General features: G+C 72.4%; 20 protein-coding genes. 8 read left to right on the top strand and 12 right to left on the bottom strand.

The window, feature by feature from the left end:
• Positions 1–4: 4 nt before the first annotated feature.
• A complete protein-coding gene (locus tag ABEB13_RS22770; RefSeq protein WP_345706985.1) occupies positions 5–625 on the bottom strand; it encodes a DUF47 domain-containing protein in 621 nt (206 codons plus the stop codon).
• Positions 626–857: 232 nt separating this feature from the next.
• Between ABEB13_RS22770 and ABEB13_RS22775 the strand changes: the two genes are divergently transcribed.
• The gene (locus ABEB13_RS22775) at positions 858–1235 is read left to right on the top strand and encodes a metal-sensitive transcriptional regulator (protein ID WP_345706986.1); all 378 of its coding nucleotides are present in this window, start codon (positions 858–860) and stop codon (positions 1233–1235) included.
• A gap of 7 nt (positions 1236–1242) precedes the next feature.
• Here ABEB13_RS22775 and ABEB13_RS22780 read toward each other — a convergent pair whose 3' ends face one another.
• The 4 genes from ABEB13_RS22780 to ABEB13_RS22800 form a co-directional block, all read right to left on the bottom strand.
• Complete coding sequence (locus ABEB13_RS22780) at positions 1243–1476, bottom strand: hypothetical protein (protein ID WP_345706987.1); 234 nt, start codon at positions 1474–1476, stop codon at positions 1243–1245.
• Positions 1477–1629: 153 nt separating this feature from the next.
• Positions 1630–2472, bottom strand: coding sequence for an SCO4651 family lipoprotein (locus ABEB13_RS22785; RefSeq protein WP_345706988.1), 843 nt, complete (start codon positions 2470–2472; stop codon positions 1630–1632).
• Positions 2469–3545: a phosphatase PAP2 family protein gene (locus ABEB13_RS40690; protein ID WP_425559902.1), complete on the bottom strand. Its 1077-nt coding sequence runs from the start codon at positions 3543–3545 to the stop codon at positions 2469–2471. Before ABEB13_RS40690 ends, ABEB13_RS22785 begins: the two co-directional genes overlap by 4 nt.
• Positions 3546–3695: 150 nt before the next feature.
• The gene (locus ABEB13_RS22800) at positions 3696–4745 is read right to left on the bottom strand and encodes a C40 family peptidase (RefSeq protein WP_345706989.1); all 1050 of its coding nucleotides are present in this window, start codon (positions 4743–4745) and stop codon (positions 3696–3698) included.
• Positions 4746–4994: 249 nt separating this feature from the next.
• On the opposite strand from ABEB13_RS22800, the gene ABEB13_RS22805 reads away from it, so the two are divergent.
• The 6 genes from ABEB13_RS22805 (at position 4995) to ABEB13_RS22830 (ending at position 12428) form a co-directional block, all read left to right on the top strand.
• Positions 4995–5345: a hypothetical protein gene (locus ABEB13_RS22805; RefSeq protein ID WP_100889016.1), complete on the top strand. Its 351-nt coding sequence runs from the start codon at positions 4995–4997 to the stop codon at positions 5343–5345.
• Positions 5346–5457: 112 nt separating this feature from the next.
• Positions 5458–6273, top strand: coding sequence for a hypothetical protein (locus ABEB13_RS22810; protein WP_345706990.1), 816 nt, complete (start codon positions 5458–5460; stop codon positions 6271–6273).
• A 7-nt stretch (positions 6274–6280) separates the two neighbouring features.
• Positions 6281–7525 (top strand): hypothetical protein, encoded by a 1245-nt coding sequence (locus tag ABEB13_RS22815; RefSeq protein ID WP_345706991.1) that lies wholly within the window; start codon positions 6281–6283, stop codon positions 7523–7525.
• Positions 7526–7528: 3 nt separating this feature from the next.
• Complete coding sequence (locus ABEB13_RS22820; protein WP_345706992.1) at positions 7529–9097, top strand: SCO6880 family protein; 1569 nt, start codon at positions 7529–7531, stop codon at positions 9095–9097.
• Positions 9098–9146: 49 nt separating this feature from the next.
• Positions 9147–10457 (top strand): ATP-binding protein, encoded by a 1311-nt coding sequence (locus ABEB13_RS22825; RefSeq protein WP_345709780.1) that lies wholly within the window; start codon positions 9147–9149, stop codon positions 10455–10457.
• Positions 10458–10628: 171 nt separating this feature from the next.
• Positions 10629–12428 (top strand): bifunctional metallophosphatase/5'-nucleotidase, encoded by a 1800-nt coding sequence (locus ABEB13_RS22830; RefSeq protein WP_345706993.1) that lies wholly within the window; start codon positions 10629–10631, stop codon positions 12426–12428.
• A 78-nt stretch (positions 12429–12506) separates the two neighbouring features.
• Here the strand turns inward: ABEB13_RS22830 and ABEB13_RS40695 are convergent, their stop codons facing one another.
• The 7 genes from ABEB13_RS40695 to ABEB13_RS22860 all read right to left on the bottom strand — a co-directional run bounded on the left by ABEB13_RS40695 (position 12507) and on the right by ABEB13_RS22860 (position 17979).
• Positions 12507–12947, bottom strand: coding sequence for a sensor histidine kinase (locus tag ABEB13_RS40695; protein WP_425559903.1), 441 nt, complete (start codon positions 12945–12947; stop codon positions 12507–12509).
• Positions 12872–14029, bottom strand: coding sequence for a histidine kinase dimerization/phospho-acceptor domain-containing protein (locus ABEB13_RS22835; RefSeq protein WP_425559904.1), 1158 nt, complete (start codon positions 14027–14029; stop codon positions 12872–12874). Before ABEB13_RS22835 ends, ABEB13_RS40695 begins: the two co-directional genes overlap by 76 nt.
• On the bottom strand, positions 14026–14775 hold the full coding sequence (locus ABEB13_RS22840) for a response regulator transcription factor (RefSeq protein WP_345709781.1): 750 nt from the start codon (positions 14773–14775) through the stop codon (positions 14026–14028). Before ABEB13_RS22840 ends, ABEB13_RS22835 begins: the two co-directional genes overlap by 4 nt.
• An 82-nt stretch (positions 14776–14857) precedes the next feature.
• Positions 14858–15127 carry a S1C family serine protease gene (locus tag ABEB13_RS22845; protein ID WP_345706994.1) on the bottom strand — a complete coding sequence of 90 codons (270 nt, stop codon included), beginning with the start codon at positions 15125–15127 and terminating at the stop codon, positions 14858–14860.
• Positions 15124–15534: a S1C family serine protease gene (locus ABEB13_RS22850; RefSeq protein WP_345706995.1), complete on the bottom strand. Its 411-nt coding sequence runs from the start codon at positions 15532–15534 to the stop codon at positions 15124–15126. The genes ABEB13_RS22845 and ABEB13_RS22850 overlap by 4 nt, the downstream gene beginning before the upstream one ends.
• A gap of 499 nt (positions 15535–16033) precedes the next feature.
• Positions 16034–17086, bottom strand: coding sequence for a LacI family DNA-binding transcriptional regulator (locus ABEB13_RS22855; protein WP_345706996.1), 1053 nt, complete (start codon positions 17084–17086; stop codon positions 16034–16036).
• A 155-nt stretch (positions 17087–17241) separates the two neighbouring features.
• A complete protein-coding gene (locus ABEB13_RS22860; RefSeq protein ID WP_345706997.1) occupies positions 17242–17979 on the bottom strand; it encodes a response regulator transcription factor in 738 nt (245 codons plus the stop codon).
• Between the two features lie 669 nt (positions 17980–18648).
• Here ABEB13_RS22860 and ABEB13_RS40700 point away from each other — a divergent pair.
• The gene (locus tag ABEB13_RS40700; protein ID WP_425559905.1) at positions 18649–19737 is read left to right on the top strand and encodes an LmeA family phospholipid-binding protein; all 1089 of its coding nucleotides are present in this window, start codon (positions 18649–18651) and stop codon (positions 19735–19737) included.
• Positions 19738–19882 lie beyond the last annotated feature (145 nt).

A 19882-nucleotide genomic window follows, 5' to 3' on the forward strand; every position in this document is an offset into this window, starting at 1 on the left:
GCGGTCAGGACTCCTTGACCGCGATGGTCTCCACCGTGTTGGCCACGTGCTCGAACGCGTCGGCGGCCTCTTCCAGGACGTCGACGACCTGCTTCAGCTTCAGCACCTCGATCGCGTCGTACTGGCCGGAGAAGAGGTGCGCCAGCAGCTTGCGGTGGATCTGGTCGGCCTGGTTCTCCAGCCGGTTGATCTCGATCCAGTACTCGGTGAGGTTCTGCATCGACCGCAGGTTGGGCATCGCCTCCGCGGTCAGTTCGGCCGCCCGGGCCAGCACCTCGATCTGCTGCTCGACGCCCTTGGGGAGGGACTCGATGTCGTAGAGCACGACCAGGTCGACCGCCTCCTCCATGAAGTCCATGATGTCGTCCAGCGAGCCGGCGAGGGTGTAGATGTCCTCGCGGTCGAAGGGCGTGATGAAGGAGGAGTTCAGCTGGTGGAAGATCGCGTGGGTGGTGTCGTCCCCGGCGTGCTCGGCGGCGCGCATGCGCTCGACGATCTCCGCGCGGGCCGACACGTCCGATCCCAGCAGTTCCAGCAGGAGCTTCGACCCGACGACGAGGTTCTCCGCCGCGGCGGTGAACATGTCGTAGAAGCTCGTCTCCTTCGGGGTCAGGCTAAAACGCACGGAAATCTCCGATGTGCGGGGTAGGGACCCAACGACTCTAGGCGCTGTCCGTCCCGGGTGTGCAAACGGGGTGTTGACGCGGTTCCTCAGTCTGGCGGAACAGCGGCCGGTTTGCCCCTGCCGTGCAGCGGGAGATCCGTCCGCCCGCCCGGACGGCGGAACAGAGCGGTCGGCGCCCGTGTTGGACACTGGAGGTCCAGGCACGGCGAGCAGGGACACAGCGGAGGACCGGATGACCACGATTCAGACGCGTACCCAGGGCCCGGAGCCGGAGCCCGCGGCCGGCACCGACGACGTCACCGCCGAGGCGGGGGCGCACCACCACGGCCCGCACGGCTACACCGCGCAGAAGAACGAGCACCTCAAGCGGCTGCGCCGGATCGAGGGACAGATCCGCGGGCTCCAGCGGATGGTCGACGAGGACGTCTACTGCATCGACATCCTCACCCAGGTGTCGGCCGGGACGAAGGCGCTGCAGTCCTTCGCGCTGTCGCTGCTGGAGGAGCACCTGAGGCACTGCGTCGCGGCCGCCGCCGAGGAGGGCGGCGCCGAGCTGGACGGCAAGGTCGCGGAGGCCACCGCGGCCATCGCCCGTCTGCTGCGTACCTGACAGGAGGTCAAACGGGCGGCATCGCGGTCGCACCGGGCCCCGTCCCGCCGGGCCCTCCCGGTCCGTCCTCCGCCGACCCGGCCGGCTCCGGCACCCGGTCGAGCAGCACCCGGTCGATCTGCTCGTTGGCCAGCCGCTCCTCGGCGCTGGCCGAGGCGGCGATCATGAGCTCGCCCGCCAGCTCGATCTCGTCGAGTGCGGTCTTGTCGTGGCCGCCGGTGCGGCCGTTCGAGGAAGCCACCTTCTGCACCACCCCTCCAGCGCCGCCTGCCGCCCAGGGCGGCAGACACCCCACCCTCCAGGGTAGGGAGCCGCGGCGCCGTGCCGTATGGCACGGACGGGTCATCTCTGCCCCCGCAGGCACTATCCGGCCCGCCGGATGCCGCGCGCCGGGCTACTTGGCCGGCGCGGAGGCCTTCATCGAGTAGATCTCGGAGGCGGCCGGCTCGGCGGCCTCGACCGGCTTGCCGAAGTCCGCGAGCGAGGTGGTCGAGACCACCGTGACCTGGTCCTTGGCCTCCTTGGAGCCCGCCACGCCCGCGAAGCCGAACGTCTCCACGACCTTGCGGAGCCGGCCCTGGGCGTCCAGCCAGGCCTCGTAGGGCACCTGCTTGTGGGTGAAGGTCTGGGCGGCCATCCGCAGGCCGTCCGCGCCGCGGCCGCCGGTGGCCTCGGCGGCCTTCGCCAGGTCGAGGGTGCCCTTGTAGTGCTTGAGCTCGACGCCGTCGACCGTCTCGGTGCCGACCAGGTCGGCGGAGTCCGCGCCGCGCAGCGCGCCCGCGGCGCTGGCCGGATCGGTCGCGCCGCTGCTCACCAGGTTGCCGTCGGGCAGCTGCCGCACGTCGAGCCTGACCCACTTGCCCGCGGGGATCTTGGCGCCGGTGTTCTGGAGGTAGACGGTGCCGGGCAGCACGACCTCCTTGATGGTGCCGGTGGTGGCCGCGCCGGCCGGCACGTCGATCTCCAGCCGGCCGATGCGCTTCACGTAGTCGTAGCCGCCGGTGCCGTTGAAGACCGCCTTCTTGGAGCCGGACTCGGTGGTCAGCTGGGTCGTGGTGCGCGCGGACCCCGTCCGGCCGGTGATGTCCGCGGCTGCGCGTACGGCGGTCAGCGGGTCGGCGGCCAGCTGGTCGGCCGACGCGTTCTGGGTCTGCCCCCCGCCGCTCGAACAGGCGGACAGCGCGGCGGCGAGCACCGCCGTCACGGCGGCGGTGCGGACGGTCTTCGGCTTCTTCACGATCGACACAACCCCCTCGGGCCCCGATGCCCGGCAAGCCGCCGCCCCGGGTGGGCGGAGGCCTGTCCGGCCCAACGAGTTGAGGCCGTGTGGGTTACGGGCGACCGGCGTGCGGAACGGTCCGCGCGCCCCGGTCGGGGAGAGCTACCGTGAATCCGTGCAGAGCGAGCAGCCGGCCGGAGCCGGCCCAGCCCCTTCCGAGCTCCACCGGGCGACGGTCGAGGAACGCGGTTCGTTCTGCTTCGCGCGCTGCGCGTGCGGCTGGCAGGCCTCGGGCCGCCGTTCGCGGGACCGGGCCCGCCGCGACCTCGCCGACCACCTCGCGGAGGCCGCGGGGCACGGGTAGCCCTGCGCCCGCACGCTCCCGTACGGGCCGGGTCAGGCCGCCAGGTCGGAGTCGCGGGCCGGCTCCCGGGCGGCGCGCTCCTGCTGCCGGCCGCGGGCGGCCGCGCCCCGGCGGGGGCGACGATCAGCGGTGCGGCGGCCGTCCGGGCCACCGCGTGGCAGAACGGCACCAGGACGGCCATCGCGAGGGGCGCCAGCAGCAGCACCACGGCGGTGGCGAGCGCGTAGCCGCCGATCACGTCGGTCGGGTAGTGGACGCCCATGTACATCCGGCAGAAGCCCTGCAGCAGGGCGAGTGCGCCCGCGACCAGCCCGAGCCGGCGGTTGACCAGGTACAGCGCGACGGCGATACCCATCGACATCGTCGAGTGGTCGCTGACGAAGGAGAGCGTGCCCGCCTTGCCGTCGACCAGCACGTCGAGGTCGGGGTGGGTGACGAACGGCCGGGGGCGGTCGACGATCGCGGAGATCGGCAGGTTGGCCACCTCGGCGATGGCGACCGAGAGCGGCGCCCAGAGCAGGCCGGCGACGGCGACCGGGGCGTCCGGCCGGCGGCGGGCCTGCAGCCAGGCGGTCGCGCAGACGGCGGCCAGGCCCAGCAGGATCCCGTACTCCCCGATCCAGGAGACCAGTGAGTCCAGCCACGCCGGTGCGGCCGCGGCCAGGCCGTTGACCGCGCGCAGCAGGCCGAGGTCGGGGTTGCCCGTGTCGGCGAGCAGCGTCGACACGCTGCACCTCCCTGTCTGTCCGGCACACCTGTGGGGGATCGTCCGCCCACGGTGCGACAACGTCATGCGCAGGCCACAGGGTTCCAGGAAGATCGCGTGTTATGGAAACTTGACTCACCGTCCACCGGGTGACCACACCCGGGGCGTCGGTCAGCTCGTGGCCGGGCCCCGGCCGCCGCTGATGGTGCCGTCGGTGCCGCGGACGGGCAGCGCGCCCGCGCCGTCGCCGGTGACCCGGGTGGCGCCGAAGTAGCCCTTCTGGTCGATGGTGTCGTAGCGGGTCACGGCGCCGGTGTGCGGGGCGTCGATCATGTAGCCGCCGCCGACGTAGATGCCGACGTGGTGGATGGAGCGCGGGTCGCTCAGGTCGTTGGCGAAGAAGACCAGGTCGCCCGGGCGGAGTTGGTCGCGGGACGGGTGCTCGCCGGCGTACCACTGGTCGTTCGCGACGCGCGGCAGGGTGATCCCGACGGACTTGAAGGCGGCCTGGGTGAGGCCCGAGCAGTCGAACCGGCCGGCCTGCGAGGGCAGACCCTCACCTCCCCACTCGTAGGGGATGCCGATCTTGGTCTGGGCGAAGTAGATCGCGCCGGCGGCCTGCTGCGAGGCGGCGATGGCGGTGTTCGCGACCGGTGCGGTGAAGCTGCGGGCCAGCGACTGGATGTTGCGGACGTAGCCCTGGGTCTCCCGGTAGGAGGGGACCCCGCCGGCCTTTATCACCGCGTACGGGCCGGCGTTGTAGGCGGCGAGCATGTTGGCCTGGCGGTCGCCGGGGACGGTCGAGACGTCCTTGGCGAGCGCGCAGTCGTAGGTGGCGGCGGAGGCGATGGCGTCGGCCGGGTCCCAGATGTCCCGCTTGCCGTCGCTGTTGGCGTCCACGCCGTAGGTGGCCCAGGTGGCCTCCAGGAACTGCGCCATGCCGTACGCCTTGGCCGGGCTCTTGGCCGTCGGGTCGAATCCGCTCTCCTGGTAGAGCTGCGCGGCCAGCATCGGCGGCGAGATCTCCGGGCAGAGGGTGCCCCATTTCTGGATCAGCGGCTGATAGACCGCCGGGACGGTGCCGCTGGAGAGCGCGAGATTGTTGCGGTCGCCCTGCGGTGCGCCGCCGGCGGCGAAGGTGCCCACGGCGACGAGACCGGCGAATCCGATCGTCACGACCGCGGCCGCGACCGCCGCCGTACCCGCTCTGCGGAGTACCATCTGCACCATCCCCGACGTGGCGTCAGTTGAGAGTGTCCCGGAAGGCGTTGCTCAGCGCAATCAACACAGATACGAAGAGTGAGCGGTATCCTTCGTACGGTGGACATCCTGTCGTACGTGTCCCATGCCTCACGACCAATCCGCGAGATATAGCCAAGTCGACATCAGATCTGGCCAAGAATAGGTCCTGCCCCTTCGCCCAGCCGTGGTTCGGGGCCTTGAATTTGCCTGATCGGGCGGTGAGATGGAATGAACCTGAGCAGCGTGGACAGCAAGGTGATCGGCTACCTGGCCGAGGACCCACCCAAGAAGGCCAACATCGACACCATCATCGGCGGCATCGCGCCGGACTGGGGGCCCTTCGCGACCCTGGGTTCGGAGGCGCGCGTGATGGTCGAGGTGGTGATGGCGGTCGCCATCCTGGGCTGCCTGGCGATCGCCGTCTGGGGCGCCGCCAAACAGCGGATCGGCGCGACCGCGATGCGCGACACCTTCAGTGCCGAACAGGGCAAGGGACTGATCATCGCGGGACTGACCGGCGTGTTCATCATCGGATCGCTGGGCACCCTGTTCACCATTGTGTACGGCATGGCGATCTGACGATCGTACGGATCGGATAGTCATCCCGGCAGGGCGGCGCGAGCCGCGCTGCCGGTGCAGTCGTGTTCGCGTCACCGGGGCCCGCCGGGCTCCCCGTCCCAGGAGGGCCGCCGTGCCGTTGTCCGACGACCAGCCGCACACCCGGACGCGGCTGCCGGTCGGCGAACAGCCCTCCCACCAGATGAGCGCACGTCAGCCCCGGCCCGTCCGGACACTGCTCGCCGTCCTGGTCGTCGTCACCCTCCTCGTGCTCGGCGTGTCCATCGCCAACCGCGGCAAGCCCGACCCGACCACCGGCAGCGGCCCCGCCGCCTCCGGCGACCAGGCCCGGCCCAGCGCCGCGGCCACCGCCGCCACCGGCACCAAGCCCGTCGACACCACCAGCAACGGCATCGCCTCCGGCTTCCCGCACACCGACCAGGGCGCGCAGTCCGCGGCCGCCAACTACGCCACCGCCCTCGGCTCCGCCGACATGTTCCGGGCCGATGCCCGGCGCACCGTCGTCGACACCGTCGCCGACCCCAGCGTCGCCGACCGGCTCAAGCAGCGCCTCGACACCGCCTTCGGCGGCGACGCCGCGGCCCGCTACGGCCTGGACGCCCAGGGCCGGGCCCCCAAGGGCCTCACCCTGGTCAGCCGGACGATCCCGGTCGGCACCCGCACCACCAACGCCGCCGACACCGCCACCGTCGTCGACGTCTGGTGCACCGGCCTGACCGGCCTGGCCGGCGCCTCCTCCACCCAGCCCGTCGCCCAGACCTGGTACACCCTGACGATCACCATGCGCTGGACGGGCAGCGACTGGAAGCTCACGGACTTCGCCCGGAAGTCCGGCCCGGCGCCCGTCCCCGGTGACCAGCAGGCCGCAACGGCGGAGGAGATCACCGACGCCGTCCAGCAGTACGGAGGCTTCCGCTATGCGCGGTGACGGCTCGATGCGACCCCTCGTCCGCCGGGCCGGCGTGCTCGCCGGCGCCATGGCGACCCTGCAGGCGGCGGCGCTGCTGACCGCCCAGCAGGTGTTCGCCGACCCCACCCCCGCCCCCACCGCCACCCCCACCTGCACCGGGCAGGGCGGCGCCGACTGGCTCGGCGGCAACCAGCTCTGCCCGCCGCCCGGCACCACCGGCGGCACCAGCCCGCTCAGCCCGGTCACCGACCCGCTCGGCTCGCTCGCCAAGGGCTGCGCCCAGGCCGCCGCCTGGGTCGTCCGCAAGCTCTCCGGCGCCATCGACGGCACCACCCAGGTCGACTTCACCAACGCCGCCTTCCTCCAGCAGTACGCCGTGGTGTTCGCCGGCTCCACCGTCATCACCCTGGTGCTGTGGCTGCTCGCCGTCACCAAGCGCGCCGTCCGCGGCGCCCCGCTCACCCAGGCGATCTCCGAGGCGATCGGCTTCCTCTGGCTGACCGTCATCGCCTCCGCCTTCACCCCGCTGATCCTCTACACCGTGGTCTCCGCGACCGACGGGCTCACCGCCGCCATCGCGGCCGGGACGAAGTCGGACACCGGCACCTACCTCGGCGGATTCGCGGACACCCTGGAGAAGGGCAACCTCGGCGGCGGCCCGCTGATCCTGATCATCGTCTCGCTGGTCGCGGTGCTCGCCGCCGCCGTGCTCTGGATCGAGCTGCTGATCCGCGCCGCGATGCTCTACGTCGGCGCGCTGCTGGGCACCGCCGTCTACGCGGGCCTGGTGGACAAGCAGCTGTGGAAGCACGTCCGCCGCTGGGCCGGCCTGATGATCGCGGTCGACCTCGCCAAACCGATCATCGTCATCATCATGGGCCTGGCCGGCGCCGTCGCCACCGGTGCCGGAGCGAGCGACGACTTCGCCCGGGTGCTGTCCGGGCTCGCCATCCTCTTCCTGTCGATCTTCTCCAGCGCCGCCGTCTACCGCTTCGTCCCCGGCTTCGGCGACGAACTGCAGACCATGCGACGGGCCCGGGCCAGCGCCGTCTCGGCCGGCTCCGCGATGATCAACGGCCCCGCCAGCCTGGTCAAGCAGGGCATCTCCACGCACGGCTCCCGCGGCGGACCGCAGGCCGCCAACGCCTCCTCGGGCAGCGGCGGCGGCTCCGTCGCCCCCGGGATCGCCGCCCACGCCGGCCGCACCCCCGCCCCGCCGGCCCAGGCCGCCGCACCGGCCCCGGTCAACAACCCGATGAAGGGAGGCTGACGGGTGAGCAGCGAACCGCAGTTCGGCACCCAGTACGCCCAGCCGTACGTGCACCAGCGCCGGACGTACCTGATCGGCAAGTCCCGGCCGAACGCGCCGATCGGGCGCAACCGGGAGTCCGGCGAGATCATCCTGATCATCTTCGGCGCCTTCCTCGGCATGATGTGGGGCCTGCTGATGCCCGTCCTGCCGCTGCGGATCGCCGGCCTGATCGGCCTGCCGCTGCTCGCCATCATGGCCGTCTACGTGCCGTACCGGCGGCGGACCTTCTACAAGTGGGTGGAGATCAACCGCACCTACCGCCGCACCGTCCGCAGCGGCCGGGCGCAGTGGAAGTCCGAGGTGATCGACGCCGGGACGAGGCTGGACGGCCGCGAGGTCGAGATCGGCCCGCCGCCCGGCGTCGGCCGGCTGCGCTGGCTCTCCGCGCCGTTCGGGCCGGACGAGGTCGGTGTCCTGATGCACCTGGAGCGCCGCACCGTCACCGCCGCGATCGAGATCGAGGGCCCCGGCGTGGGCCTGCGCGACTCGGAGGACCAGGAGACCCTGGTCGACCGGTTCGGCACGCTGCTCAAGCACGTCGCCAACGGCGACGGCTTCGTGACCCGCCTCCAGATGCTGGCCCGCACCCTGCCCGCCGACCCGGACGCGCACGCCAAGGACGTCGAGCGCCGCGGCGACCACGACGCCCCGCGCTGGCTGCAGGATTCGTACGACCAGCTCCAGTCGATGGTCTCCACCTCCTCGGAGCAGCACCGCGCGTACCTGGTCGCCTGCATGCACTACACCCGGGACCTCGCCGCCGAGGCGCACGCCATGGGCCGTACCGCCGACGGCCGCCGCCAGCGCGACGACGAGGGCCTGGCCACCGTGATGGCCCGTGAGCTGACCGACATCTGCGCCCGCCTCGCCGAGGCGGACATCCGGGTCCGCCAGCCGCTCGGGCAGGCCCGGCTCGCCTCGCTGGTCCACTCGATGTACGACCCGGACCACCCGATCGACCACATCCAGGCGATGTCCCGGCGCAACGCCTGGCCGGCCGAACTGGACGCCACCCACCCGCAGATGCTGGCCGCGAAGACCCGCGAGTCGGCGACCCGCGAGCCGTGGTGCCACGCCACCGCGTGGATCAAGGAATGGCCGCTGACCCCGGTCGGCGTCAACTTCCTCGCCCCGCTGCTGGTGCACACCCCGGACGTGATCCGCACGGTGGCCGTCACCATGGAGCTGGAGCCCACCGACGTGGCCATCGAGCGGATGCTCACCGAGAAGACCAACGACGAGGCGGAGGCCAGCCGCGCCGCCAAGATGAACCGCACCGTCGACCCGCGCGACCTCGCCCACACCGGCCGGGTCGACCAGCGCGGCGACGACCTCGCCTCCGGCGCCGCCGGGGTCAACCTGGTCGGCTACATCACGGTCTCCTCCCGCAGCCCCGAGGCGCTCGCCCGCGACAAGCGCACCATCCGGGCCTCGGCCGGCAAGAGCTACCTGAAACTCGAATGGTGCGACCGCGAGCACCACCGTGCCTTCGTCAACACCCTGCCCTTCGCGACCGGCATCCGACGCTGAGGAGGCGACACCCGTGATCGGCAACCTCACCGACGCGTTCACCAGTCTGATGTTCGGCAAGGTGGAGACCACCCGGCTGCCCGTGCGCACCTCCACCGGCCAGGCCCAGGCGGTCTACCTGCCGACCGCCGCCCCCGGCCTCGGCGACTCCGGCGTGATCATCGGCCGCGAGGTCTACAGCGGCAAGGGCTACGTCTACGACCCCTTCCAGCTGTACGGCCAGCAGCTGCCCGCCCCGCACTGGCTGGTGCTGGGCGAGTCCGGCAACGGCAAGTCCGCGCTGGAGAAGACCTACGTGCTGCGCCAGCTGCGCTTCCGCGACCGCCAGGTGGTGGTCCTGGACGCGCAGGGCGAGGACGGCGTCGGCGAGTGGAACCTGATCGCCAACGCGCTGGGCATAAAGTCCATCCGGCTCGACCCGATGGCGGCCCGGGACGGCGGCGTCAAGCTCAACCCGCTCGACCCGTCGATCACCACCACCGGCCAGCTGTCGCTGCTGCGCACCATCATCGAGGTCGCGATGGGCCGCTCCCTGGAGGAGCGGGCCGGCTTCGCCCTCAAGGCGGCGCACGCCCACGTGCACGCCACGGTGCGGGACCGCCAGCCCGTCCTGGACGACATCATCACCACCCTGCGCAGCCCCGACCTCTCCTCGGTGGAGTCGCTCGGGGTGGGCGTCGGCGACGTGCAGTCCTGGGGCCTGGACGTGGCGCTGGTGCTGGACCGCCTGGTCGACGGCGACCTGCGCGGCATGTTCGACGGCCCGACCTCGGCCGGCATCGACCTGGACGCGCCGCTGATCGTCTTCGACCTCTCGCACATCGACCGCAACTCGATCGCGATGCCGATCCTGATGGCGATCGTCGGCGTCTGGCTGGAGCACACCTGGCTGCGGCCGGACCGGGTGAAGCGGATCTTCCTGGTCGAAGAGGCCTGGCACATCATCAACAGCCCGTTCGTGGCCCAGCTGTTCCAGCGGCTGCTGAAGTTCGGGCGCCGGCTCGGCCTGTCCTTCGTGGCGGTCGTCCACCACCTGTCCGACGTGGTGGACGGCGCGGCCGCGCGGGAGGCCTCGGCGATCCTCAAGATGGCCTCCACCCGCACCATCTACATGCAGAAGGCCGAGGAGGCGAGAGCCACCGGTCGGGTGCTCGGCCTGCCCCGGTGGGCGGTGGAGATCATTCCGACGCTGTCGCCGGGCATCGCGGTCTGGGACGTCAACGGCAATGTCCAAGTGGTCAAGCACATCATCACCGAGGCGGAGCGTCCGCTCGTCTACACCGACCGCGCGATGACCGAGGACGCCGTGGCGGAGCGTCAGCGGGCCGAGCAGCACCTGGCGGCCGAGCCCGGACGGTGACCGGCCGGGGCCGGGCCCGGGCAGGGATTGATCAACACACGGTCAAGTGCCGGCAATGTGTTCGTTACGTCAGATGCCCTGACAGCTACGCGCGTTGACCCTAGGCTGCAACGGTCACGCCAGGACGGCCCCGGCGCAACGGCGGGGCCCCGACGGTGCAGGGGTACCCTCATGTCCAGAACCGGTCAGACCGGGAGATTCCGCCGCGCGAAGCTGGCCGCGGCCGCAGTCGGCCTCCTCGGCACCCTGCTGGTGCCCGGCGTCGCCCAGGCACACGGCCACCACCGGCCCAGCACCGAGGACCTCCAGCTCCTCGCCATCAACGACTTCCACGGCAACCTGGAACCCCCGGCCGGCTCCTCCGGCACGGTCAAGGAGATCGACCCGGCGACCGGCCAGACCGTCTCCACCCCGGCCGGTGGCGTGGAGTACCTCGCCACCGCGCTGCGGCAGGCCCGCGAGGGCCACCGCAACACCCTCACCGTCGCCGCCGGCGACATCGTCGGCGCCAGCCCGCTGCTGTCCGGCCTGTTCCACGACGAGCCGACCATCGAGGCGATGAACAAGCTCGGCCTGGACGTCACCAGCGTCGGCAACCACGAGTTCGACGAGGGCTCCAAGGAGCTCCTGCGCCTGCAGAACGGTGGCTGCCACCCCACCGACGGCTGCTACGCCAAGGGCCGGAAGTTCAAGGGCGCCGACTTCGAGTACCTGGCCGCCAACGTGACCAGCGAGAAGACCGGCCGGCCGATCCTCGACCCGTACTGGGTCACCGAGGTGCACGGCGTGAAGGTCGGCTTCATCGGCGTCACCCTGGAGGGCACGCCGAACATCGTCACCGCGGCGGGCGTGCAGGGCCTGAAGTTCGGCAACGAGGTCACCACGATCAACAAGTACGCCGCGGAGCTCAAGCGCAAGGGCGTCAACTCGATCGTCGCCCTGATCCACGAGGGCGGCTACCCGGCCAGCCCGGTCTACAACTACGACTGCGGCGCCGCCGGCGCGGGCATCTCCGGCCCGATCGTCGACATCGCCAAGAAGATCGACCCGGCCGTGGGCGCCATCGTCACCGGCCACACCCACAACGCCTACGCCTGCTCCATCCCGGACCCGAACGGCGTGCCGCGCTCGGTGACCAGCGCGGCCTCCTTCGGCCGGCTCTACACCGAGATCGACCTGAAGCTGGACAAGCGCACCGGCGCCATCGTCCGCCCGTCGGTGACCGCCGCCAACCACGTCGTCCGCCGGGACGTGCCCAAGGCGCCCGACATGACCAAGCTGATCGGCTACTACAACACCATCGCCGCGCCGATCGCCAACCGCCCGGTCGGGTACATCGCCGCCGATATCAACGGCCGCGGCTCCACCGACCTGGAGAAGCCGCTCGGCGACGTCATCGCCGACGCCCAGCTCGCCGGTCTCGCCCCGGCCGACAAGGGCGGTGCGCAGCTCGCCTTCATGAACCCCGGCGGCATCCGCGCCGACCTGGTGTACAAGGCCTCCGGCAGCGAGGGCGACGGGGTGGTGACCTACGGCGAGGCGTTCACCGTCCAGCCGTTCACCAACATGATGCAGGTCAAGACGCTGACCGGCGCCCAGGTGATCCAGGTGCTGCAGCAGCAGGTGAGCGGGCTGAACGAGGCCGCGCCGAAGGTCCTCCAGGTCGCGGGGCTGACCTACTCCCTGGACATGACCAAGTCCGGTGCCGACCGGGTGGTCGTCCCGTCGGTGAAGCTCGGCGGCACGCCGATCGACCCGGCGGCCTCCTACCGGGTCGCCGCCAACGAGTTCCTGGCCGGCGGCGGCGACGGCTTCCCGGCCTTCACCGCGGGCACCGACAAGCTGGTCGGCGCCTCCGACCTGGACCTCTTCACCGCCTACCTGTCCGCGCACAGCTCGGCGGCGAGCCCGCTCGCCGTCCCGGCCGAGGACCGCATCACCGTCCTCGGCGGCGGCACCGACCAGGACTGACCGGTACCAGGACTGACCGGCACCGCGGGAACGACCACCGGGGGCGGGGCACCGACGGGTGCCCCGCCCCCGGCGCGTTCACTGCGGCAGGTCCGGCTGCCCCGGCAGCAGCACGGTCGCCAGCGCACCCGGGCCGCCGTCCATGGCGGGGCCCAGCGCCACCTCGCCGCCGGTGTCCCGGACGGTCTGCGCCACGATCGACAGGCCCAGCCCGCTGCCCGGCAGCTGCCGTGAGGACGGCGAGCGCCAGAACCGGTCGAAGACGTACTGCAGCTCGTCCGGCGGGATACCGGGGCCGTGGTCACGGACCGTCAGCCGGCCGGCGGAGAGCGACACGTCCACCCGTCCGCCCGGCGGGCTGTACTTCACCGCGTTGTCCAGCAGGTTGATCACGGCGCGCTCCAGGTCGGCCGCGTCCCCCTGCACGTACCAGGGGTCGATTCTCACGTCGAAGGCCAGGCCGGGCCCGCGCAGCCGGGCCCGCTCCACCGCCCGCTCGGCGATCTCGTGCAGCGCCACCACGGAGAGCTTCCGGTCCGGCTTGGGGAGTCCGGGCGGGAGAGCTCCAGCAGGTCGCCGATCAGCAGGGTGAGTTCCTGCATCTGCGCCTTCATGTTCCCGAGCAGCTTCGTCTTGGTGGCGGTCGGCAGCGGGCGCCCGGTGTCGTCGCTGCGGATCAGCAGGTCGACGTTGGTCCGCAGCGAGGTCAGCGGGGTGCGCAGTTCGTGCCCGGCGTCCGCGATCAGCCGGGTCTGCCGTTCCCGGGAGTTCAGCAGCGCGGTCGACATCGAGTTGAACGAGGTGGAGAGCCGGGCGATCTCGTCCTTGCCGTGGACCGGGATGGTGGTGCCCACCTCCTCGGTGCGGGCGATGTGCTCCACCGCGTCGGTCAGCTGGTCGACCGGCCGCAGCGCCGAGCGGGCCACGATCCGGCCGGTGAACCCGGCACCCACCACCCCGAGCGCGGCGACGCCGAGCAGGGTGAAGGCCAGGTCGCGGAGCGAGTCCTGGGTGTCCTGCAGCGACGTGGCGGTGAGCAGGACGTAGTCGCCGGTGGTGTCCTGCTGGGTGGTCGGATTGTGGACGGTGAGGGTGACGCTGCTGACCCGCACCATCGCCGGCTCGCCCTTGCCGGTGAAGGAGCCCACCCGGTAGGTGCTCTTGTTCGGCGGCTGGCCCAGCAGGCGGAGGTCGGACGGCTCGACGACGATGCCCTTGGCCGAGGTGGACAGCGGCGTGCAGATCGTCCCGTCGGTGGACACCAGCTGGCTGACCCACGGCGTCCTGCTGCCGAACGGCGGCAGGTTCGTCTGCGTCGCCTCCACCGCGGCGGCCTCCTTGGCCGCACTCTCGGCGGCCGCCTGCGGGGTGGTGCCGCAGGCGACCAACTGCTGACGGTGGTCGCCCGGGCCGCCGCTGACGATCGGCGCGCCGCGCAGGCTGTCCCGGGCCTGCTGGTACAGCCGGTCCCTGACGATGAACCAGCATGCCAGGGCCGAGAGCGCGATGGCGACGGCGACCGCCGCCGCGGTGAGCATGGCCAGCCTGCTCCGCAGCGAGCGCCCGCGGAACCACCCCGTCAGCCGGCCGGTGAGCTTCACGCCGCCGCGCCGCTGGCGGCCCGCAGCGCGTAGCCCACGCCGCGCACGGTCTGGATGAGCCGGGGCATGCCGCCCTGCTCGGTCTTGCGACGCAGGTACATCACGTAGACGTCGAGGGAGTTGGAGGAGGGCTCGAAGTCGAATCCCCAGACCGCCTTGAGGATCTGTTCGCGGGTCAGGACCTGCCGCGGGTGGGCGAGGAACATCTCCAGGAGCATGAACTCGGTGCGGGTCAGCTCGATCGGCTTGCCGTCGCGGGTGACCTCGCGGGTGGCGGTGTTCATCCGCAGGTCGGCGAAGGACATCACCTCGCCGTCGTCCTCGACGGCGGCGGCGCGGGCGGCGGCCTCGGAGGCGAGGGCGCTGCGGCGCAGCAGGGCGCGGACCCGGGCGAGCAGTTCGTCCAGCTCGAAGGGCTTGGCCAGGTAGTCGTCGGCGCCGACGTCGAGGCCGGTGACGCGGTCGCCGACGGCGTCGCGGGCGGTGAGCATCAGCACGGGGGCGGTGTCGCCGCGCGAGCGCATCCGGCGCACCGCGGTGAGGCCGTCCATGCGCGGCATCATGATGTCCAGCAGTACCAGGTCGGGCCGGTCGCGTTCGACGGCCTCCAGGGCCTCGAAGCCGTCGGTGGCGGTGGTGACCTCGTAGCCCTCGAAGGCGAGGCTGCTCTCCAGGGCGTCCCGCAGGGCGGGCTCGTCGTCGACCACGAGAAGCCGGGCACTGGTGCCGGTGGGCTCGGCCTGGATGCGGTCGTCGGCGGGGGAGTCATGGGCGCGGGCCCTTTCTGAGTCCGGTGCGGTACTGCCATTGTCCTGCGGGCGGGGCTGCTCAGAGGTTCTGACCGGCCTGCATCTTCGGGAGGACCTGCTTGACGTTGTCGATCGGGATGGCGAAGCCCAGGCCGACGCTGCCGGCGCTGCTGGAGTCGGCGGTGGAGTTGGAGCCGCCGGCCGAGTACATGGCCGAGTTGATGCCGATGACCTGGCCGTTGGCGTTGATCAGCGGGCCGCCGGAGTTGCCGGGGTTGAGCGCGGCGTCGGTCTGGAAGGCCTTGTAGGTGGCGGAGTCGCCGGTGGACTGCGTGCCGCCGCCGTTCATGCCGGGCAGCCGGGGAAGCCGAAGCCGCCGTTGCCGCGGGTGGTGCCCTCGTCGACCTGGACGGTGACCTCGCGGTTCTCGGCGCTGATGATGCCGGAGGTGACGGTGCCGGTGAGGCCCTCCGGGTTGCCGATGGCGACGACCGGGTCGCCGACCTGGACTCCGGAGGAGTCGCCGAGGACGGCCGGGGTGAGGCCGCTGACGCCGGAGGCGGTGATCACGGCGACGTCCAGGGACTTGTCGGTGCCGGTCACGGTGGCGGGGGCGGTGCTGCCGTTCCCGAAGGTGACGGTGGTCTGCCCGCCGTCGGAGACCGCGCCGGAGATGACGTGGTAGTTGGTGAGGATCTGGCCGGTGGCGGTGAGCACCACGCCGGTGCCGGTGGCGGTGCCGTCGGCGGTCTTCACGGTGATCTGGACGACGCTGGGGGAGACCGCGGCGGCGATCGCCGAGACGTTGGCGCGGCCGTCGGAGGTGGCCGCGACCGGGCTGACGAGGGTGGCGGCGGTCGTTCGGCCGCCGTGGCCGCTCTCGGCGAGCGCACCGCCGGTGACGCCGCCGAGGAGGGCCGCGACGGCGGCGACGGCGGTGACCAGGGCGAGCCGGCTGCGCAGGAAGCCGCGCCGGGCATGGCCGGCGTGGGCCCCCGGCCGGGCTGCTCGGGCGGGGTGCCCTCCGGCGGGGCGGGCGGTTCCGGCGTGCCGGCGGGGCTCTCGGCGGAGCCGTGGGCGTGGCTTTCCGCGTACGGCTGCCCGGGGTGCACCAGAGGGGGCTGCTCGGGCCGGTACGGGTCGCTGCTGGGGTACTGGTCGCTCATGACGACCAAGCTCCGCCTGCCGGATGAAAATCTGATGAGAGCCGGGTCAGAAGGGTCCGAGAAGCCTGTTCGGTTCTCATAAAGCCTGGTCAGGCGGCGGGTACGGGCTCCGGTCCGCCGCAGCCGCAGGAACGGCGTACGACCAGGCGCGATTCGAATTTCCGCACCCGTTCGGTGTCCGATCCGGGCACCATCAGCGAGTCGTCGAGGACGAGGTCGACGGCGGCGCGGGCCATCGCGTCGCGGTCGGAGGCGACGGTGGTCAGCGGCGGGTCGGCGAGGGCGGCCTCGGGGATGTCGTCGAAGCCGGCCACGGCGAGGTCCTCGGGCACCCGCAGGCCGACCTCGCGGGCGGCGCGCAGGACGCCGATCGCCTGGTCGTCGGTGGAGCAGAAGATCGCCGGCGGGCGGTTCGGGGAGCGCAGCAGCTCGACCGCGACCTCGTACGCGCCGTAGCGGTGGAAGGGGGCGTCCACCAGGTGCGGTTCGGCGGGCAGCCCGTGCCCGGACATGGCGCGCTGCCAGCCCTCGACGTGGTCGATGACGGGGTCACCGGGGGCGGGGGACTCCACCGGGCCGCCGAAGCAGACCACGTACGGGTGGCCGTGCACCTCCAGCAGGTGGCGGACGGCGAGTTCGGAGCCGCCGACGTCGTCGGTGACGACCGCGACGTCGTCGATCGCCTCGGGCCGCCGGTGCAGCAGGACGACCTTGGCGCCCTCCATCGCGGCGAACTCCTCGGCGGCGCGCTGCGAGGGGCCCTGGCTGACCAGGATCAGCCCGGAGACCCGCATGCCGAGGAAGGCGCGGACGTAGTGGACCTCGCGGTCGTCGACGTAGTCCGAGTTGCCGATCAGGACGAGCTTGCCGCGCTCGGAGGCGGCGCGTTCCACCGCGTGCGCCATCTCGGCGAAGAACGGCTGGCGAGCGTCGGGCACCACCATGCCGATGAGGTTGGTGCGCCGGGAGGCCATCGCCTGGGCGACGCTGTTCGGCCGGTAGCCGAGCTGCTCGATCGCCGCGAGGACCTTCTCGCGGGTCGCCGGGGCGACCGGTCGGGGTCCGTTGTTGATCACATAGCTGACGACCGCGGTCGAGGTCCCAGCCAGTCGGGCTACATCGTCGCGCGTCACCTTGGCCACGGAGGGAGTCTACGCGGGTCGCGCCGGGACGGTATGACCTGTCTCACGTATCGGTGGGTACCCCGCGCGGGTACCGCGGCCCGGCCGCCGCAACGGGGTGCGCACGGGACGGGCCCGGGGCCCGGGCGGCCGCGTTCCGGCGGCCGCCCGGAAGGTCAGGCGTCCCGGCCGGCCACGGCCCGCTGCGGCTGCTCGGCGCCCGGCCGCTCGCCCTTGTCCGGCTTCTCCGGCACCACGAAGCGGTAGCCGACGTTGCGCACGGTGCCGATGAGCTGCTCGTGCTCGACGCCGAGCTTGGCCCGCAGCCGCCGGACGTGGACGTCCACCGTGCGGGTGCCGCCGAAGTAGTCGTAGCCCCAGACCTCCTGCAGCAGCTGGGCGCGGGTGAACACCCGGCCGGGGTGCTGGGCGAGGTACTTGAGGAGCTCGAACTCCTTGAAGGTGAGGTCCAGGACCCGGCCCTTGAGCTTCGCCGAGTAGGTGGCCTCGTCGACGGACAGGTCGCCGTTGCGGATCTCCATCGGGCTGTCGTCCGCGGTGACCTGGAGACGGCCCATGGCGAGCCGCAGCCGGGCCTCGACCTCGGCCGGGCCCGCGGTGTCCAGCAGGACGTCGTCGATGCCCCACTCGGCGGTGACGGCGGCCAGGCCGCCCTCGGTGACGATCAGGATCAGCGGGCAGCCGATCCCGGTGGAGCGCAGCAGTTGGCACAGGCTGCGGATCTGCGGCAGGTCACGCCGGCCGTCGACCAGGATGACGTCGGCGCTCGGGGTGTCGACGAGCGCGGAGCCCTCGGCGGGGGCGACCCGGACGTTGTGGAGGAGCAGGCCCAGTGCGGGCAGCACCTCGGCGGACGGCTGGAGGGCGTTGGTGAGCAGGAGGAGAGAACTCATACCCGGTAGTCCCCTTTCCGGGTCGTCGCGGTCGCAGCGTGCCGGCCGGAAGGTCCGGCGGTCACGGCTGCTGAGCAGGTGGAGGATTCGCTCACAGGGGGTGCCGGGGGAGCTCCGGAGGATTGGCCGGCGCGCACGACGGGAGGGGGCGTGCGACAGGAGTCCCGCAACCCCTGGCGTCCCGTTCCTGCCCTGCTCATCCGCGAACCTTCCGGTCTGCTCCCGCGCCGGGCGGGGGCCCGGCGCCGGTCCTGACGCCCCGTCCGACCGCGCGCACGTCCTTGTGCCGCTGTCACGGGGGTTCCCGAGTCCGGCGCGGGTGGGGCGCCGTTCGCAAGAACGTCCGTACTGGCGTCCTGAAAGCACAAAAGGACCCGGGGGCGACTCTGCCCGGATCCCTTACGCGTCGAGAATAGCCGACCACGCCCCGCTCCGGGAGGCCAATGCGGCGAGGGATGGGCCACAGAGTGCACCCGGTGCGTCCCGGAGTGTCATGCCCGGGACGGCCGCGGGCGGCCGGTGCCACCGGGGGTGCTGGCCCGCCGGGCCGGGCCGGGGTCATCATGGGAGGCAGCACCGGCCGCACCGTACGTGTACACCTCGGAGTGGGCGGGCCGGCGGACGGAGCCGGGCCGCTGCACCGGGCGAGGACGACGAGGAGAGCCTGCCATGGGCACCGATGCCACCGCTGTTTCACCCGCCGGAGTGGCCCCGGCCGCCGCACGGGTCAGCGGCACGATCCGCTACTGGGCCGCCGCCAAGGCGGAGGCGGGGATCGCGGAGGAGCCGTACCTGGCCGCCACGCTCGCCGAGGCGCTGGCGGCCGTGCACGAGCGCCACGCCGACCGGCCGCGCCTGCTCAAGGTGCTCGGGCACTGCTCGTTCCTGGTGGACGGGGACCCGGTCGGCGGGCGGGACCGTGCGCAGGTCGCGCTGACCGAGGGCGGCTCCGTCGAGGTGCTGCCCCCTTCGCCGGCGGCTGACCGGGCGGCGGGTCCCCGGTGGTGCGGCGCCCCGGTGCCGGAACCACCGCGCACGGCCGATCGTCGTAGCTCCGACGGACATCGATCACCCTCGGGGAGTGGCATGCGCGGCTGGCTGAAGCTCACGATCGGCCTGGCGGTCCTGGCCGGGCTGCTGGTCGGCGCCGACCGGCTGGCCCTCGGCGTGGCCGAGGACCAGGCGGCCGAGCGGCTGGCGGCCGGTGGCCACATGTCCCAGCGCCCGCACGTGGCCATCGAGGGCTTCCCGTTCCTCACCCAGGTGGTGAGCGGCGAGTTCGACGACGTCCGGCTCTCCGGCGACGGCATGACGGTCGGCGACGGCCGGCAGCAGGTGGCGCTGAGCTCCTTCAGCGCCACGCTGTCCGGGGTCGCCGTGGCCGGCGACTACCACAGCGCCACGGTGCGCAGCGGCAGCGGCAGCGGGCTGATCAGCTACGCCGACGCGGCCCGGCTGGTGCCGGGCGCCGAGCGCCTGGAGCTGTCGTACGGCGGGCCGGGCAAGGTGAAGGCGTCGGTGCTGGGGGTGCCGATCGGACAGGGCGACGTGCACAGCTCGGGCAACACCATCACCGCGGACGGCTTCAAGCTCTCCGGGGCCGCGGGCCTGCTGAACGGCCGGCTGTCGGCGCTGCTCGGCCCGCGCAGCTTCACCCTGACCCAGTTGCCCGCCGGGCTCAGCCTGGTCGGCGCCGCCCCGGAGCCGGAAGGCCTGCGGCTCGCGTTCAAGGGCGAGCACGTGTCGCTGACGGGCTGAGCGCCCGGTGCCACGGGCCCCGGCCGGACACCTCCGGCCGGGGCCCTGTCGTTTCCGCCCGTTGCCCCGGCCCGTGTCTTGATCCGCGAGACGGCCTGTCCAGGAAGGGCTGGTGGGGCCCGTTCCCCGTGGCGGCTCCGGCGCC

Source organism: Kitasatospora paranensis, from assembly GCF_039544005.1.
Lineage (GTDB): Bacteria > Actinomycetota > Actinomycetes > Streptomycetales > Streptomycetaceae > Kitasatospora > Kitasatospora paranensis.

Coding starts and splice junctions, on each gene's coding strand:
- ABEB13_RS22775 (WP_345706986.1), top strand. CDS start 858: ATGACCACGATTCAGACGCGTACCCAGGGCCCGGAGCCGGAGCCCGCG.
- ABEB13_RS22800 (WP_345706989.1), bottom strand. CDS start 4,745: ATGGTACTCCGCAGAGCGGGTACGGCGGCGGTCGCGGCCGCGGTCGTG.
- ABEB13_RS22805 (WP_100889016.1), top strand. CDS start 4,995: ATGAACCTGAGCAGCGTGGACAGCAAGGTGATCGGCTACCTGGCCGAG.
- ABEB13_RS22815 (WP_345706991.1), top strand. CDS start 6,281: ATGCGACCCCTCGTCCGCCGGGCCGGCGTGCTCGCCGGCGCCATGGCG.
- ABEB13_RS22825 (WP_345709780.1), top strand. CDS start 9,147: ATGTTCGGCAAGGTGGAGACCACCCGGCTGCCCGTGCGCACCTCCACC.
- ABEB13_RS22830 (WP_345706993.1), top strand. CDS start 10,629: ATGTCCAGAACCGGTCAGACCGGGAGATTCCGCCGCGCGAAGCTGGCC.
- ABEB13_RS22845 (WP_345706994.1), bottom strand. CDS start 15,127: ATGAACGGCGGCGGCACGCAGTCCACCGGCGACTCCGCCACCTACAAG.
- ABEB13_RS22860 (WP_345706997.1), bottom strand. CDS start 17,979: ATGAGTTCTCTCCTCCTGCTCACCAACGCCCTCCAGCCGTCCGCCGAG.
- ABEB13_RS40700 (WP_425559905.1), top strand. CDS start 18,649: ATGGGCACCGATGCCACCGCTGTTTCACCCGCCGGAGTGGCCCCGGCC.